Origin of the sequence: Paenibacillus sp. VT-400, from assembly GCF_001029205.1 — a bacterium.
Classification (GTDB): Bacteria; Bacillota; Bacilli; order Paenibacillales; family Paenibacillaceae; genus Paenibacillus; species Paenibacillus amylolyticus.
The window spans coordinates 92,241-107,777 of sequence record NZ_LELF01000039.1; the positions used below are offsets into that span (position 1 = coordinate 92,241).

Here is a 15,537-nt window from a genome sequence, read left to right on the forward strand (position 1 = left end):
CTATGTAAAGTATGATTACAGGTGAAATTCTGCTTATAAGTTGTTGTTGGTTAAGCAGGAGTTTTAACAAGAGAAAGTGGAGTTTCGTATAGAAAGAGACGCGAGCGAATTCGCGTCTTCTTTTTTGCATGTTTTATCGGATATGCTTAAATGCAATTGCGTCAGTGAACTGTTTTTAACTTTTCAAAATCTTGGTCCATTAATCTACGTTAAAATGCACGATTGCACTATATAACATCTTGTTGCGAAAAGGGTCAAACGTTACTTGATGTTGAACTTGCTTCACGCGCAGCATTAATGCTTTGTTCATTCCGATTCGGTCTTCGATCGCTCGTTCCAGTTCACGAAAGTCATAAGCCTGCAAGCATTCGACTTTGTCTTTGATCATATCCAGTGAAATTTCCATATATCATTCAGGCCTCCTTAAAATCTCGATTTGCAGGTTAAAAGCCTGTCGAGCTTCATTTTAGAGGAGCTTTTCCAGTTCGGCAAGAGCAATCGGGCTGAAAATCTAATAAAGACGTGATAAAATCGGGAAAGGGCAATTTTGAGATCATCGAAGTTCCGTTAATCTGAAGATCTAATGGAAGTAATAACAGATACTGCTGTTTGAAGGAAGTTCATTCGCATGGTATAAGTGAAGAAGCAAGGACAGCATAATGTGAATTGCAACGAAACTGCGAATGATCATGTAAATGATAGCAAGCAGATGTATGAGTTACGAGTTTTACTATTTTAACTATTAAATGAGGACAAAGACTGTCCTGGAAGGTATAGAGGAGCTTTTGAGATGACAAAGGAAAACTTTTGGCGTGAATTGCCACGACCATTTTTTATACTGGCACCCATGGAAGATGTGACGGATGTGGTGTTTCGGCATGTCGTAGGTGAAGCGGGAAGACCAGATGTGTTTTTTACGGAGTTTGCGAACACAGAGAGTTATTGTCACCCGGAGGGGCACCATAGTGTGCGCGGGCGTCTGACGTTTACAGCCGACGAACAGCCGATTGTGGCTCATATCTGGGGAGATAAACCGGAATTCTTCCGTGAGATGAGTATCGGTATGGCGAAAGAAGGATTTAAAGGCATCGATATCAATATGGGTTGTCCGGTAGCGAATGTAGCCGAGAATGGAAAAGGAAGTGGATTGATCTGCCGGCCAGCCCTTGCGGCGGAGATTATTCAGGCGGCGAAAGCCGGGGGACTGCCGGTCAGTGTAAAAACGCGTCTCGGATTTACTGAGGTCGATGAATGGCGCGACTGGTTAACTCATATTTTGCAGCAAGACATTGTGAACCTGTCCATTCATCTGCGGACGAGAGAAGAAATGAGCAAAGTAGACGCTCACTGGGAGCTCATTCCGGAGATTAAGAAACTTCGTGATGAGATAGCGCCCAATACACTGCTGACGATTAACGGGGATATTCCTGACCGTGAGACAGGCCTGAGACTAGCTGAGCAATATGGCGTGGATGGCATTATGATCGGACGCGGTATTTTCCAGAATCCGTTTGCTTTTGAGAAGGAGCCAAAGGAACACAGCAGCACGGAATTGCTTGATTTGCTACGGCTGCATTTGGATCTCCATGATCAATATTCCGAGCTTGAACCACGTTCGTTCAGCCCGCTGGCCCGTTTTTTCAAAATCTATGTTCGTGGCTTCCGCGGTGCTAGTGAGCTGAGAAACAGCTTGATGAACGCCAAGACCACTTCTAAAGTACGCGAATTGCTCAATGAGTTTGAAAGTAATGAACAGGCGGAGTAGAGTAAGACGAAGAAAACGAATCGTTGTAATCATGGATACGGAGTATGATTCAGGTAGATTTAATAGCAAAAAAAGAAGCGGTAACTCTTCCGCTTCTTTTTTTGCTTTGCTGTTTAACGCGTATACGCAGGCTTCTCCATAGCGACCGGTTGAGGATTGGCAAGCACCCATAATACCGCCAACTCGGATAATCTGGCAGGCGCATCAAAATCGTATCCATCGCGAAGCCTGCTGACCAAGTCTGCTGCCTCTTGGAGAAGTGCGGGGGTGAGTGGCGTACCAGAGCCCAGGTGACGAATCAGTGCATCGAGCATCTTGCGATACTCCGCATCCCAGTTTCCACCGCCATTATCCAATACTTCATGGGATACACGTCCTGTGATGCGGATGACCTCTCCCTGCACCGTTTGAGCGTGGCCTTGGGCCGGAATGAGATATTCCCACAGCTCTTGGTGCTGTTTGGTCCAAGTGGTTGCCTTTACCTGAATGGGGGAAGTCCCATCGTGCATGATCCGATTCGCTACCGGTTCGACATCAAATAACTGGTACAGTTTGATCAGCGCATCTGAAACTTCATCGACCTTGTCCTTATTGAACTTCTCACGGACGAATTCAAAATCCTTACCGATCCGCTTCACCGATTCTTTCATATCCGGGGTGACCGATGCTCCGGCATCCAGCAGAATTGCGGCAATCTCTGCCAGACTGACTATATCGCTATTCCTGCAATTGGCTAACCCCTTAGCTAATGGCGTATTTCCCTGTTTATTTTCTACGTTAATCGTAGCGCCTTGGTTTACCAACTCTTGAACCACTTTGGTTCGATACCCATTGACCGCTGCATGTAACGGAGTTTCATTTTGATAATCCACAGCGTCCAGATCCGCACCTAATTCAAGGAACAGGGGCACATTTCCTGACCAATGTGAGGCATGGGCATGTAAAGGCGTGCGTTGATATTTGTCGCGTGCATTAATATCTGCCCCTTGCTCTACCAGCCAACGAACCAATTCATCCGATATTTGACGAAAGCTGAGGGTCGTACCTTTGCTGTAGCCCCCGCGGGCATCCCATTCGCATTGCTCGAAAACCTCTTTTACGGTAGCGATATCATTATCTTTAACGAGTTTTTCCATATGAGCAGGTAAGGTTGCTTTCTTCGTAGCCATTACACTCTTCCTCTCCTTTGTGAATAACAACGTATGTTCCAATGGTAGGCTATGACGATTTAATAGTAAGTAGATAATTTTCTGCAATTTTATCACATAGGGAATTTTAAAACCAATAACTGGGTTTCTTCCATCATCAATTTGGTTTGCTATGTTATAATTTAGATGAATGTTGATACTGGAGACGGATTGAAAAATATTTGAAATGATCGCCGTAATTCATGCGGTAGGCTTTTGATAATAGGAGGATATATGTCCTGGAGTAAATTGAAGCAACAACTGGAGAGTTTTCTTAGTCCTGCGTTAGTTGGAAGGGTGGAGTACCGTGCTACCAGCTATAGCTATTCACCTGATAAATCAGGCAATTGTTATATTACTGTAGATAAAAAGAATGTACTCAACATGAGTGATACTACAACCCCAATCCGATGGTATCAGTCAGAGCAGGAGATCAAGAGCGACCCGGAAATCATGATTCCTGTGAGCGATGAAGAGATTGAAGCTATCAGAAAAGATTCCAAAGGACCCATTCCCGAGGATCGTCTTCAAGTCATGGCAAGAAGTAGAAAAATCTCCGTACTTGCCAAAGAGCTTTTGTTGGCTCAGACCGCACTTAGTAAATCGAATTTTACCGTTGCAGCTACGACGTATTTATCCACTTCTATAGAGGATAATCTGGAGAGCAAGGATATCTTGTTTAATATTCTGGCTTTAATGGACAGACGAGTTGGCAAAAAGAGAATTCTAAATATGTCGGAGCAGGTCAAATTAAAGCATCCAGCCGTTCAGTATTTTTATGAACTGCGTCGTCGTACGGTGTGAAATTGAATAACGTTCACGGATAGAGGTACACTGTGTCGGTGACGGTTTCACTGAAATCTGTCTAATAAGTGGATATAGCTTTTAACTATAACCAGTTATGGTTTTTTAGTATCCCTTCTAACTGCTCTCAGCATGATATGATCATTGTATACAACGAGGGGGTTTTTTACATGACTGATAAGTTCCAGATCGTAGGAAGTTTATTGCGGCCGGATGAGCTGCTGAAATATAAAACGCAAATTGAACATAATGATGATATCCAATATCCGTTCTATGAAAACTACGAAGGATATGAGAAGTGTGAGACAGAGGCAATCAAACAAGTTGTCGCTAAGGAAATCGAACATAACTTGTCCGTGGTTACCGATGGCGAATTCTCCAAATCGATGTGGCATCTGGACTTTGTATGGGGATTTGGCGGAGTGAAGCGTTACATCGCGGATCACGGCTATTTTTTCAGAGATGTGGACGGAACTTCGAAGTATGAAACACGCAAAGATATTGGACTGCGCATCACTGATAAATTGAGTGGAAAGAACCATCATTTCATTCAACTGTTCCAACAACTGCAAGACACGGCTGGCGAGCAACAAACGAAACTTTGCGTACCGTCTCCTTCCCATATTTTCGGTGAGCTTTCCTGGTCAGATAACATTGGTGGTACGGATGCTGTATATCAAAACATACAGGAGCTCAAAGAGGGTCTTGTGATCGCGTATAAGGAATTCGTGGAGGAATTCGCTGCAGTGGGCGGTAAAATTCTGCAATTCGATGATTGCTTGTGGGAACTGTTTGCAGACGACAACCCGAACTCTCCTTTTACAGGGGAAAATATTAATCAAGATGAAGTAAAGGGACTTGCTACCGAATTCATTGATATTAATAATACCGTGATTGACTTTGGTCATAGCCTTGGCTTGAAAATGTGGACACATAACTGCCGCGGCAATTATGATTCCCGCAACATGGGTGGTGGATCGTATGCCAAAATTGCGAATCTGTTCCTGAAGCAATTGAAGTATGACCGTTTCTTCCTGGAGTGGGATGATGATCGTGCGGGTTCAATTGAAGCTCTGGAAGTGTTCAAGGAAAGACCTGAAACGGAAATTGTACTGGGTCTGTTGTCATCCAAAACGAGTACACTCGATGATGAAGCACGTGTTGTCCGTTTGCTGGACGAAGCATCCAAAATCATCGATAAGGATCGGCTGCTGTTGTCTCACCAATGCGGATTTGCATCCTGCGATGGTGGTAACGAATTAAGCGAAGCTCAGCAATGGGCGAAGATTGATCAAGGGCAGAAGATTGCAAAGCAATATTGGGGCAGCACCGTCTAGAATTCAAGCTAAATGTATTGTGACCTTATAAATACATTGCTCGATCAATAGTGTTCTGTGCGATAATGAAACGGCGACTTTTCCTCTGGAATCTATCCAGGGAGAAGCCGCCGTATTTGTTGTGGAACGTACGTATGGGTACGTTCTCATTTCTATAACTTTTTTAAACTAATGATGGGGCTTGTCATTCTTTATTTCTGAGATTCACGCTGTGCCAGCCATTCCTTTTTCAACAAAGCATATTGATACGTATTCTCGTATTTCGGTGTGCCGTCCTCATTTTTGACAAATGAAACGAACTCCAAAAAAAGACCCTCCCGGCGCATGCCCAGCTTCTCACACAGTTTCTGAGAACGGAAGTTATCATCCTCGACATAAGCGTACAATCTTCTTATTCCCTGTTCCATAAAGAGATTTTCGATGAAAGCATTGGCGCTCTCACTGGCGTACCCTTTCCCTTCAAATCTGCCATTAAAATTCCAACCTATACTATACGTATCTGAATTCGAATCTTTATCCGTATCGGAATCCCGATCTTCCCTCATACCAAACAGCTCACCGATCAACTCGTTACTGTCCTTCAGGCAAACCGCGATGTGGGAATCGTCACTGCTTCTTTTTGCGACCTCTGCCGCAGCGTCTTCCAACGTTGAAATTCGTTGATCCATAAAACAATTCACTCTGGGATTTGCTGTGTATTCCAACAGTCCGGCTGCGTCCGTTACGGTGAAATTTCTCAGGATTAATCGATTGGTTTTAAGTATTTGCATAAGATGATATACCTCCGGTTTTCATATCAATAGATTGGCTTTGTTCATGTTGTATCTCTTTTTATTTTACGAGACTCCCTATTCGTACTATAACTGGGTATAGCCTTGGGTTTGGCTTTGGTACTGTCTGACCGGGAGAACAATCCCACCAATTTCTCCCTATAGATATAACCGAATACGAACCCGATTACAGCGATAACAGAAATAATAATGGCGATGGTGTATTGTTGCATATGAATTGTGGACCCTACAACGGTAGATGCGATGATCCACGGCAGACGACCGACGATAAGGATCGTGAAGAACCTAAACGAACTAATCGATGTAAGTGCGGCGACAAATACAAGCATGTCTTTGGGCAAGCCGGGAATTACGAAAAAGATAAATAAAAAAGCGGAGAACTTCTTCTCATCATGAATTAACGACATCCACTTATTATTTTTCTTTTGCATTAGCCGTGAAATATAGGCGCGACCGATAAAACGAGTGAAATAAAAAGCAATCGCTGAGCCTATAATCAAGCCTATTGTAGTATACAAGGACCCAAGTGTAACCCCATAGATATAACCGCCTGCAATCTGTACCACTTCTCCTGGAATGGGTGCAACCACGATCTGAAGAATCTGGAATAAAATAAACATGACCGGACCCCAATGGCCTGTTGAATGAATATACGCTCTGAAGTTGTCCATGGAAGACATGATTTTAATAAGGGCAGGAGAATAATATACCAGTAGACCAATGGACAACATGATGAACAGACCCAACAATATGTTAATCATTACTTTTTTCGAAGTTTGTGGCATACCTGACGACCCCTTTGTCTAATAACTTCTACATATTTACAGTATAAGACGAAATTATTAAGAGATACCTACATAACTTCTGAAGAATTCTTAAGTCGATTGTATTTGCTGGTAGTCGCTAATAGCGCATATTATACTGAAATTAGACGGAGGGATCAGATGAGCAAGAAAATTCTAATTGCTGATGATAACAGTGAAATTCGTGAAATTGTAAGGATTTTGTTAGAGAGTGAGAATTATGAAGTGATTGAAGCGATAGATGGTCAAGATGCGATTGATAAAGTGAACGAAGAGACGGATCTCATTATTTTGGATATGATGATGCCCAATAAATCGGGGCTGAAGGCTTGTCTGGAGATTCGTGAAAAAACAAGCGCACCGATCCTGTTTCTCACGGCGAAAACGCAGGATTCTGACAAACAATTGGCCTTTTCCTCAGGCAGTGATGACTTTTTGTCCAAACCCTTTTCCTATACAGAACTCGTTTCGAGGGTGAAGGCTTTACTGCGAAGGTATTATGTTTATCGGGGCAAGGAGAAGACGGAAGAAGCGGACCAAATTATCGTTAAGGATCTTACCGTCCATCAGGATTCAAAAACCGTGTTTGTTGGAGAGAAGGAGATTGCTCTAACTGAAATTGAATACCAGATTTTGCTGCTGTTGGCTAAGAAGCGACGAAAGGTATTCTCGGCAGAAAATATATATGAGAGTGTTTGGGGGCAACCCTACTTTTATACGTGTAATAACACGGTGATGGTTCATATTCGTAACTTGAGAGGCAAACTGGAGGATGACCCGCAGAACCCTAAATATGTGAAGACTGTTTGGGGGAAGGGGTACAAAATTGAATAGATTATTAATCGGAAAAAAGCTGAAGATTAAACTGGTTCTGGCGGTTGTCATTTCTTTGGTCATTTCCATAAGTGCACTCGTTATTTTACAAGTTGTTGGCGAGACTGTATTGGATAGTTATTTAAGCAAATCCACTTTTGTAGAGAACAGGCAGCAAGATGCGCTTGATCGATTCGAAGCATTTGTGGATAACCAGAACGTGTCAACCCGTGATCATGAGCAATTGTCTGCTTGGATAAGACATGAGCGCTACTTAAATCTGTATATTTTTGCAAAAGACAAATTGATATTTTCCTCCAACACGGAGATTGATCCTGCCATCAATGAAGAGTTGTTAACTCAATTCGTGCCATCGAAAATACCCATCACCACCATCCATTTTGCGGATCAGGATGCCCAGATATACTTGGTTAGCTTTTATGAGTATCAATATTACAACCTCATTCTGATTATTGGTGTTTTCATAGCGGCCATTGTGTTCATTGTTTCCTTTCTACTGATGATTAATAAGAAAACATCTTATATTGGCGTGCTTGAACAAGAGATCAAAATACTCGAAGGTGGAAATTTGGATTATTCGATTACGATATCGGGAAAGGATGAACTGTCATCTCTGGCCCAGAGTATTGATGAGATGAGAAAATCATTTGTGGAGCGGCTGGACAGCGAGGAGAGGGTCAGGATGGCCAACCGTGAATTGATCACGGCGATTTCCCATGATTTGCGAACGCCACTCACGATTCTATTAGGATATATGGATATCATAGAGCTTAACAAATATAAGACACATGAGGATCTGTTGCAGTATATTCATAATAGCCGGGAGAAGGCCTATCAGATCAAAGTGTTGTCGGACAAACTATTCGAATATTTTACGGTATCCTCCGCCGCTGAGGAAGAGGAAGTAGAATTTGAAATGTATGAGGGCAGAGCGCTTATCGATCAACTCATAGATGAGCAATTAGTGGTTTTGGACGATATAGACGTGCAGGTTCAGACAGATGCACATCATGAGGAGTTTTTGCTGGAAATCAATCTGGTCGCCATGCGTCGCGTAATGGATAATATATTTTCAAATATTCGAAAATACGCCGATCCAGGGCATCCCGTTCATATCCAGATTTCTTTGAGGCAACAATGGGTTATTCTTGAGGTGGAGAATAAGATTAAACGTGTTGGCAAAAAGAAAGATAGCAACGAAATTGGACTCGTTAGTTGTCAGAAAATGATCCAGCAGCACAACGGGACGTTGACGGTGTCGCAGGAAAAGGATATCTTTTCACTACAGATTATGCTACCTGTCATCATCAACAAACCAACACAGACTCATATTTAATGGAGGGGAGAGAGACGTTATCATTATCGCGAGCAACAAAAACGGATCTCTTGAAATGATGCTGATTGTCTTCCGTTGGATTTCTCTGGCTGTCTGATTTTGTTACCTTAGACTGCTGTAGTGGAGTACCTTGCTAATAGGTATGGGCGAATGAACATCGCTCTACCATTCACACTATACAAAAAGAGCCATGCGACAGCATGGCTCTTACATATATCGCGAGAGGGCAAACCTCATGTTTTAAACAACAGGTGCATTCTGTTTCTTGAAATATTGTTCAATTAAAAACGCGAGCATCGGTCCGGGCTCAGCCTTCTGTAATTGAGCCTGATCGCCAAATTCTATTAGATACGGCTGTTCCGTAGTACAAGGAGTCCAATGAGGCATCAGCTTTCCGGTGGAGTCCGAACCGTTTGGGTCACCTGTAGCAATAAAGTTGGATAAGTAATTACACATCTGGCGAGCCAGATCATAATGCTTGCCTGTGAAAGGCCGCCAGCATTTGGCGAGTGTTTCGAAGAAAAACCACAGATCAACGGAGTGAAAAGTGCCTGGCTGATCCCAGCCCGGAATCTCGGCGTCGAAGTTATAATAGTAGAGAGGCGTTTCAGACGGATGACCGCTGTTCGCGCGGATGGCGAGCAGAATGGCATGTTGGATCATGCGGACCGATGCTTGTTGCAGAGCATGTTCGATTTGGCCGGAATCAGCCTCACATAGCTGCAAAAAGGCAGGAGCATCCTCGCCAAACAGCTCCACAGCCATCTGCTTCAGTTCTTCCAAATTGGCTGCGGCGGGACGGGTCCAAAATTCGGAAGACGTATGCCCCAGCATTACGGGGATCGCCTCGCGCTCCTGCTGAACAAAACGAGTAAACGGATCGCCTGCGCAGAATTGTTCGTCGATGACGGTTCCCCAGAAGCTTTTGTATTCGAGTGCTTTGTCACGGAGATGTTCAGCATCCAGTTGTCTCGCCTCAGCCAGGGAAGATACGCCCAGGAAGTCGAAAAATTCAACCCCTGCTTGCTCTGCATCCCTTAGTGTGGAGCGGACAGAAGGCACGCGGACCTTCGGGTACAACTCGGTAGCTATACCGCTCATGATGACGGCTCGCTGGAACAAACCTTTATTTTGCGGAGAGGTCATCTGGCTGAGTACACTTCCTCCGCCTGCCGACTGTCCGCCGATGGTGATCTGGTCTGGATCACCGCCAAAGGCGGCAATGTTACGTTTGACCCAATGGGTACCTGCTTGTTGATCAAGATGACCAAAGTTGGCGGGTGCATGTGGGGATTCGGCACTAATCTCAGGATGGCACAGGAAGCCAAAGGCATTCAGTCGATAATTAATCGTCACAACGACAATACCTCTACGAGCGATTCGCTCGCCATCAAATTCCATTTCGGCCGTATGGCCGACTTGCAGGCCCCCGCCAAAATACCAGACAAAAACAGGCAACTTCTCGTCCGTACGCTTGGCTGGTGTCCAGACATTCAGATACAGACAATCCTCGTCCATGGGCAGGTCGGGATCAACGGCCCATTCGCGGGTATAGATATTGTTGTCATCGATGACTGTTGGGGCTTGCATGGAGATGGGGGCAAAATCAAAAGCTTGCAGTACACCTTCCCAGCTCGACTGCGGCTGTGGAGCGCGCCAGCGGTTCTCACCTACAGGAGGTGCGGCAAAAGGAATTCCCTTGAAGCTGGTAATCCGCGGGTCCGCTGCGGGCAGTCCTTGCACTTGTCCATGTTCTACCGTAACCAATCTAAGCATACAACATTCTCCTCTCTGGATTTAGCTTGTAAGCGTTACCGAACATCTGATCAACGTGGCATTAGAAAGGGGGAATCAAGGTTGAATCCGATTTGGCATGAGAGCAGTAGAGCCAGTAATTTGTATTTTATCAGCGGTGGTCACAAGCCAGCTAACCCTCACCAATGGGGGCCAGGCGTGCGTGACGTTTATGCGCTGCACTATATTATCCGCGGCCAAGGGACGCTGGAGACGGGCGGCCGCGTTTTTCGGCTCGTTACGGGGGAAAGCTTTATCATATTTCCGCAAAAGGAGATTTACTATTATCCAGACCCGCAAGATCCATGGGAGTACGTCTGGGTGGAGTTTAGCGGTGAGGATGCCGGGCGGTTGCTGGGGCTGACACAGCTCTCAGAGGTACAACCCGTGGTGACGGTCTCGCCGGAGACATTGCAGCCTTTTTTCCACCTTGCCTGGAACGCGGGTGCATCATCTTATGAATTACTGCGGGCGGATGCACGTTTGCGTCTGCTGCTCTCCTACTATATGGAGCATTATCCGAAAGAGCCGCAGGTGGACGCCAAGGATTATGTCTGGCTGGCGAGAAAGTACATCGAGCAGAACTACTGGAAGCCAACATTGACCGTCACCGAGATCGTAAAGGCAGTTAATCTGGAGCGCAGTTATTTGTTTCGTCTGTTTAAGGCAGCAACCGGCAAGTCTGTTTTGGAGTATATTACATCCTGCCGAATCGAGCGCGCCTGTGAACTGTTGAAAACGTCGGGCCTGCCGATTCAATCGGTAGCTTATTCTGTCGGCTACAATGATCCGTTATATTTTTCCAAAGTATTCAAGAAAGCAACTTCACACACGCCAACATCGTACATGATGCTGCACGGGACCAAGGCATAACGTTAACGGAACAGGGCGCAGTTCCCGGACTCTCGGAAATAACGGATCAGCTTCTCAATAGGCTCACGTCCACAGTTCAGCTTCACTCCTATACAATCAATGCACAGAAATTGCTGGGCAGAGCGCGAGATCAATTTGAGGTAGATGCCCACATCGTCTGAAGAGAGCGGGACCTGACAGGAGGTGCACAGGCGATGTTGAGCCATCTATTTCACTAGTTTGGCACGCACAAGTAAACAATCATGTGCTGCGACAACGGGAGCGAAGCGTTCACGGAATACGCCAAGCTCTTGATGTTCCCAGCAGTCATACAGGGACAGGGCATAACCGGCAGCGTAAGGCAGACCCATATCCCAAAATTGCAAAGACAATTCCCGCTGGCTGTCGCTCAGGTTGAAGAAACCAATAGCTAGATCTCCATCTGTGAGTACCTTCACCAGCATAAATACATCGTCCGTGTGAAACCATTGCGGTTCTGGTTTAATGCGGTAAGCTCCGCGCGCTTCTACATCCTGATTGATAGCGATCAGGTCAGGATTCAGGAGAATATCCTTTGTAATCTGGTTAGCCTTGCGCACGTCACATCCGATCATTAATGGGGAACCCATCATGGACCAGAGAGAGAAGTGGGTTTTATATTCGATGTCGTTGCATCCGCCGATGCTGCCAATATAATCATTGTTGCTTCCACCGTACATACCTACAATCAGCATATCCATGTCGTTATGGCAGAAGGAGCCGGTGTAGCTTTGTTTGCCCAATTGAGACAGGGCAAGTTCCTTCACTGAATCCCAATTGTCACGGATATCGCCGGTGGAGCGGTACATATGAGCGCCCGATTCCCGAATCCAATCGTATACGTCGTCGGCTCCCCAGTTGCAGGCGGAGAACAGGATATCGCGTCCGCAGTTTTTGAGCGCAAGACTCATCCGTTTGTACAGCAGCTCTCCTGAGATATGGCGCGGCTTGAAGCAGTAATCATACTTCAAATAATCAACGCCCCATTCGGCAAAAAGGGCAGCATCCTGGAATTCATGCTCGAAGCTGCCTGGATACCCGGCACATGTATGCGTACCTACGCATGAATACATGCCGAATTTTAGTCCTTTGCTATGGATATAATCAGAAAGCGCTCTCATTCCATTCGGGAATTTATCCGGGTCAGCCACCAGATTACCGCTCGCATCCCGTTCCTTCAGGCTCCAGCAATCATCAATGACAATATACTCGTAACCAGCGGCCAGATAACCTTCCGATACAAACACATCAGCGACATCCCGAATTAATTGTTCGTTAATATCCCACGTAAAGGTATTCCACGAATTCCAGCCCAGGGCAGGGGCAAAGCCTAACACTTGATTGTTGCTCATGCTCTCGCATCCTTCCTCATCTCGGTTTTGTTAACAACACTAAACTGAACATAAACGATGAGTGACGTATCCTGCCATAGCTTAACGTTGCTTGGACATGGACATATGTTGCTCTGCTTGTGCTGGGGGAATCAGCTCTTTCCAATCAGGCCCTCGGCAAGTATTCAGAAGTTGCCAATAGAAGCATAAGAAAGGAAAAATGTCTGTCTGCGAAGAAGTTATATCTATCTTTTCAGGGATCTGTGCGAAACAATGGTATGGATGTTATGATCAGTGATAATGCTCGAAAACAGGTTGTCAGAGCCATAGGGAAATTTGAATAGTATTCAGTTTTTTTTAGGAAAAATACTCCAGTAAGGAGTCCCCATACGAAAGGAAATAATCCCGCCGTAACGATTATGCATATGGCAGAAGGATTCCAATTGGATAATGTGCGATTTTCCATCGGTTTTTCGTTAAACATAATTGTCTGTTTGATATGATCAGATATATAATTTATAGGATTTGGAGTGTTGCGAAATGAATCTAGATGAAGTAATGCAGGAGCTTGAAGCGCTGGGCAAAGAACGAACGAAAAAAATCTATATCTCCAATGGTGCGCATGAACCGCTATTTGGCGTGGCAACCGGGGCGATGAAACCAATGGCGAAGCGGATCAAAAAGGATCAACCTTTGGCAGAGCAACTATATGCAACGGGGAATTATGATGCGATGTACTTTGCTGGCGTGATTGCCGATCCTCAAGCAATGACGGAAGCTGATTTTGACCGTTGGATTGACGCTGCTTATTTTTACATGATCTCTGACTTCATCGTTGCCGTCACGTTGGCAGAGACGGATATTGCTCAAGAAGTTTCGGATAAGTGGATCGCCAGCGGAGATGAGCTGAAAATGTCAGCAGGATGGAGCTGTTACTGTTGGTTGCTCGGCAGTCGAAAGGATGCTGAATTTTCGGAGAATAAACTGATGGAGATGCTTGAACAGGTGAAAAAGACGATTCACGAATCTCCGGAACGAACAAAATATTCGATGAACAACTTCTTGTATACCGTTGCAACATCCTATCAACCGTTGCACGATCAGGCAGTGGAGATAGCCAAGGCTGTGGGACCTGTCGAAGTGAACAAGGACAAGCCCAAGAGTAAGCTGCTGAATGCCTCTGAGAATATCCAAAAGGCAGTGGATGCAGGGCGGACGGGGTTCAAGCGTAAATATGTAAGATGTTAATGGGAATCGCTGTAATAGACTAGAACATCAGGAGATGTAACACATGCAGGAGGTGCTCGTATGGACGTAGAGAGTGTCTCCCTTTTTGTGTTGTTGTGAATATCACGTACTTGGGTAACTGAAATCTAGTAACCGTCAAGCTACAACTTAGTCAACAAATTTTCTGTCGATCCTTTATACTAATAAAGCTAGAAACATATCTAAGGAGTTGCCAAATACAATATGAATAAAAAAGAAGTCGCGCATATACGCAAGCAGTTTAAACTCGATCACGATCTACTGAATATTTACGATATTCTCAACGTGTATATTACGAAGGAAACCAATGAGGTCTATCACTGGGAGCGTCACCCGTTCGAACTGGTGGACAGAGAGAAGCAGGAGCTGTACATGGGCAATTTCAAAAAATTGCTGACAGGTGATTTGGATCAGAAGTTGTTTGAATTGAAGTTCCAGGAAGCGGCGGAGGACCCGGCGCAGGTATTGCTTCACCAGGCTCTGGTAACAGGTGATCCGGATGAATGGCAGGATCTGATGCTGCTGCTCGTGGATCGAATGTTGGTAGATACGAAGTTTGAGCGGGATATGGTAGCTACTTTCGTGCGTGGACAGTATTATCTGCCGACTAAGGCTAGAAATGAAGCTACGGAAGAGAGTGAGAAGAATGAGGTGTTCGCCCATCCGTTCATTCTGTGCAGCGTGAATTCCACGGAGAAACAGCGAAAGACACTCTTGTTTGATTACGTGGAGAGAGAATTCAAATACAACATCATTGTAGATCCGATTATCAAATTAAGCACGCCAGAGCAAGGATTCTTGTACCCTAGCGTGACGGACAACTACTCCGATGTGAATCGTGTACTGTATTGTACAGGGAAATCCAATTTCCCGGATCCGCATTTTGTTGAAAATGTATTGAATGGAGAAAGATCCGTAACCGCACTGGAAGAACGGGCGATCTTCGAAGATATCGTTAAGGAAGTGGCCGGTGAACAGCTCGATTCAGCCACCATTGCACATGTATATGAGGAGATTAACCGAGTCATCGAGATTAACGAAGAGTCCCATGAGGAAGAACCTCCAAAGCTGGATTATAAAGATCTGGAACGTGTACTGACCGCAAGTGGTATAGAGGATCTGACAACGGAGAAAGTAGAACGTGCCTTCGAAACCATCGTTGATAACAAGAACTATGAGATGAAGGCAACCAGTGTTATGCCGAAGTTTACGTCCAAGTCCATTAAGATTGAGACCAAGGTTGCTACGATTTCGGTTAGCCCGCAAGACCTGAGATATGTGAAGCAGGTGAATTATCAAGGCAGACGTTGCATCATGATTGAAGTGGACGAAGATGTTGTGATTGAAGGCTTTACCCTTAATACAGAAAAACTTATAAATGAGTAATTGATTCTAGAC

The 15,537-nt window shown here is 44.9% G+C and carries 14 protein-coding genes; 8 read left to right on the forward strand and 6 right to left on the reverse strand.

The window, feature by feature from the left end:
• Positions 1 to 199: 199 nt before the first annotated feature.
• Complete coding sequence (locus EL84_RS02190; protein ID WP_047840531.1) at positions 200 to 406, reverse strand: DUF2536 family protein; 207 nt, start codon at positions 404 to 406, stop codon at positions 200 to 202.
• 384 nt (positions 407 to 790) lie between these two features.
• Here EL84_RS02190 and EL84_RS02195 point away from each other — a divergent pair, with 384 nt between their 5' ends.
• Complete coding sequence (locus EL84_RS02195; protein WP_047840532.1) at positions 791 to 1,765, forward strand: tRNA dihydrouridine synthase; 975 nt, start codon at positions 791 to 793, stop codon at positions 1,763 to 1,765.
• A gap of 113 nt (positions 1,766 to 1,878) precedes the next feature.
• On the opposite strand, the gene EL84_RS02200 is transcribed toward EL84_RS02195, so the two are convergent.
• The gene (locus EL84_RS02200; protein ID WP_047840533.1) at positions 1,879 to 2,934 is read right to left on the reverse strand and encodes an ankyrin repeat domain-containing protein; all 1,056 of its coding nucleotides are present in this window, start codon (positions 2,932 to 2,934) and stop codon (positions 1,879 to 1,881) included.
• 252 nt (positions 2,935 to 3,186) lie between these two features.
• Here EL84_RS02200 and EL84_RS02205 point away from each other — a divergent pair, with 252 nt between their 5' ends.
• Both EL84_RS02205 and EL84_RS02210 read left to right on the forward strand, forming a co-directional pair.
• Positions 3,187 to 3,756, forward strand: coding sequence for a hypothetical protein (locus EL84_RS02205; protein WP_047840534.1), 570 nt, complete (start codon positions 3,187 to 3,189; stop codon positions 3,754 to 3,756).
• 170 nt (positions 3,757 to 3,926) lie between these two features.
• Positions 3,927 to 5,093 carry a cobalamin-independent methionine synthase II family protein gene (locus tag EL84_RS02210; RefSeq protein ID WP_047840535.1) on the forward strand — a complete coding sequence of 389 codons (1,167 nt, stop codon included), beginning with the start codon at positions 3,927 to 3,929 and terminating at the stop codon, positions 5,091 to 5,093.
• Between the two features lie 191 nt (positions 5,094 to 5,284).
• On the opposite strand, the gene EL84_RS02215 is transcribed toward EL84_RS02210, so the two are convergent.
• Both EL84_RS02215 and EL84_RS02220 read right to left on the reverse strand, forming a co-directional pair.
• On the reverse strand, positions 5,285 to 5,863 hold the full coding sequence (locus EL84_RS02215) for a GNAT family N-acetyltransferase (protein WP_047840536.1): 579 nt from the start codon (positions 5,861 to 5,863) through the stop codon (positions 5,285 to 5,287).
• 44 nt (positions 5,864 to 5,907) lie between these two features.
• Positions 5,908 to 6,669, reverse strand: coding sequence for a TVP38/TMEM64 family protein (locus EL84_RS02220; RefSeq protein ID WP_047840537.1), 762 nt, complete (start codon positions 6,667 to 6,669; stop codon positions 5,908 to 5,910).
• A gap of 159 nt (positions 6,670 to 6,828) precedes the next feature.
• Here EL84_RS02220 and EL84_RS02225 point away from each other — a divergent pair, with 159 nt between their 5' ends.
• Positions 6,829 to 7,521, forward strand: coding sequence for a response regulator transcription factor (locus tag EL84_RS02225; protein WP_047840538.1), 693 nt, complete (start codon positions 6,829 to 6,831; stop codon positions 7,519 to 7,521).
• Entirely contained in the window at positions 7,514 to 8,857 is a 1,344-nt protein-coding gene (locus EL84_RS02230; protein ID WP_047840539.1) for a sensor histidine kinase, read from the forward strand. Before EL84_RS02225 ends, EL84_RS02230 begins: the two co-directional genes overlap by 8 nt.
• 240 nt (positions 8,858 to 9,097) lie before the next feature.
• On the opposite strand, the gene EL84_RS02235 is transcribed toward EL84_RS02230, so the two are convergent.
• Complete coding sequence (locus EL84_RS02235) at positions 9,098 to 10,633, reverse strand: carboxylesterase/lipase family protein (RefSeq protein ID WP_047840540.1); 1,536 nt, start codon at positions 10,631 to 10,633, stop codon at positions 9,098 to 9,100.
• Between the two features lie 81 nt (positions 10,634 to 10,714).
• Here EL84_RS02235 and EL84_RS02240 point away from each other — a divergent pair, with 81 nt between their 5' ends.
• Complete coding sequence (locus EL84_RS02240) at positions 10,715 to 11,524, forward strand: helix-turn-helix transcriptional regulator (RefSeq protein WP_017690624.1); 810 nt, start codon at positions 10,715 to 10,717, stop codon at positions 11,522 to 11,524.
• Between the two features lie 206 nt (positions 11,525 to 11,730).
• On the opposite strand, the gene EL84_RS02245 is transcribed toward EL84_RS02240, so the two are convergent.
• Entirely contained in the window at positions 11,731 to 12,894 is a 1,164-nt protein-coding gene (locus EL84_RS02245) for a glycoside hydrolase family 27 protein (protein WP_047840541.1), read from the reverse strand.
• A 519-nt stretch (positions 12,895 to 13,413) separates the two neighbouring features.
• Between EL84_RS02245 and EL84_RS02250 the strand changes: the two genes are divergently transcribed.
• The gene (locus tag EL84_RS02250) at positions 13,414 to 14,121 is read left to right on the forward strand and encodes a DNA alkylation repair protein (RefSeq protein ID WP_047840542.1); all 708 of its coding nucleotides are present in this window, start codon (positions 13,414 to 13,416) and stop codon (positions 14,119 to 14,121) included.
• A 222-nt stretch (positions 14,122 to 14,343) separates the two neighbouring features.
• On the forward strand, positions 14,344 to 15,525 hold the full coding sequence (locus EL84_RS02255; protein ID WP_036668338.1) for a DUF4317 domain-containing protein: 1,182 nt from the start codon (positions 14,344 to 14,346) through the stop codon (positions 15,523 to 15,525).
• Positions 15,526 to 15,537 lie beyond the last annotated feature (12 nt).

Excerpts from the sequence above, each read along its gene's own strand:
- EL84_RS02245 (WP_047840541.1), bottom strand. The coding sequence starts at position 12,894 with ATGAGCAACAATCAAGTGTTAGGCTTTGCCCCTGCCCTGGGCTGGAAT.
- EL84_RS02250 (WP_047840542.1), top strand. The coding sequence starts at position 13,414 with ATGAATCTAGATGAAGTAATGCAGGAGCTTGAAGCGCTGGGCAAAGAA.
- EL84_RS02225 (WP_047840538.1), top strand. The coding sequence starts at position 6,829 with ATGAGCAAGAAAATTCTAATTGCTGATGATAACAGTGAAATTCGTGAA.
- EL84_RS02200 (WP_047840533.1), bottom strand. The coding sequence starts at position 2,934 with ATGGCTACGAAGAAAGCAACCTTACCTGCTCATATGGAAAAACTCGTT.
- EL84_RS02205 (WP_047840534.1), top strand. The coding sequence starts at position 3,187 with ATGTCCTGGAGTAAATTGAAGCAACAACTGGAGAGTTTTCTTAGTCCT.
- EL84_RS02255 (WP_036668338.1), top strand. The coding sequence starts at position 14,344 with ATGAATAAAAAAGAAGTCGCGCATATACGCAAGCAGTTTAAACTCGAT.
- EL84_RS02210 (WP_047840535.1), top strand. The coding sequence starts at position 3,927 with ATGACTGATAAGTTCCAGATCGTAGGAAGTTTATTGCGGCCGGATGAG.
- EL84_RS02235 (WP_047840540.1), bottom strand. The coding sequence starts at position 10,633 with ATGCTTAGATTGGTTACGGTAGAACATGGACAAGTGCAAGGACTGCCC.
- EL84_RS02215 (WP_047840536.1), bottom strand. The coding sequence starts at position 5,863 with ATGCAAATACTTAAAACCAATCGATTAATCCTGAGAAATTTCACCGTA.
- EL84_RS02220 (WP_047840537.1), bottom strand. The coding sequence starts at position 6,669 with ATGCCACAAACTTCGAAAAAAGTAATGATTAACATATTGTTGGGTCTG.
- EL84_RS02195 (WP_047840532.1), top strand. The coding sequence starts at position 791 with ATGACAAAGGAAAACTTTTGGCGTGAATTGCCACGACCATTTTTTATA.
- EL84_RS02190 (WP_047840531.1), bottom strand. The coding sequence starts at position 406 with ATGGAAATTTCACTGGATATGATCAAAGACAAAGTCGAATGCTTGCAG.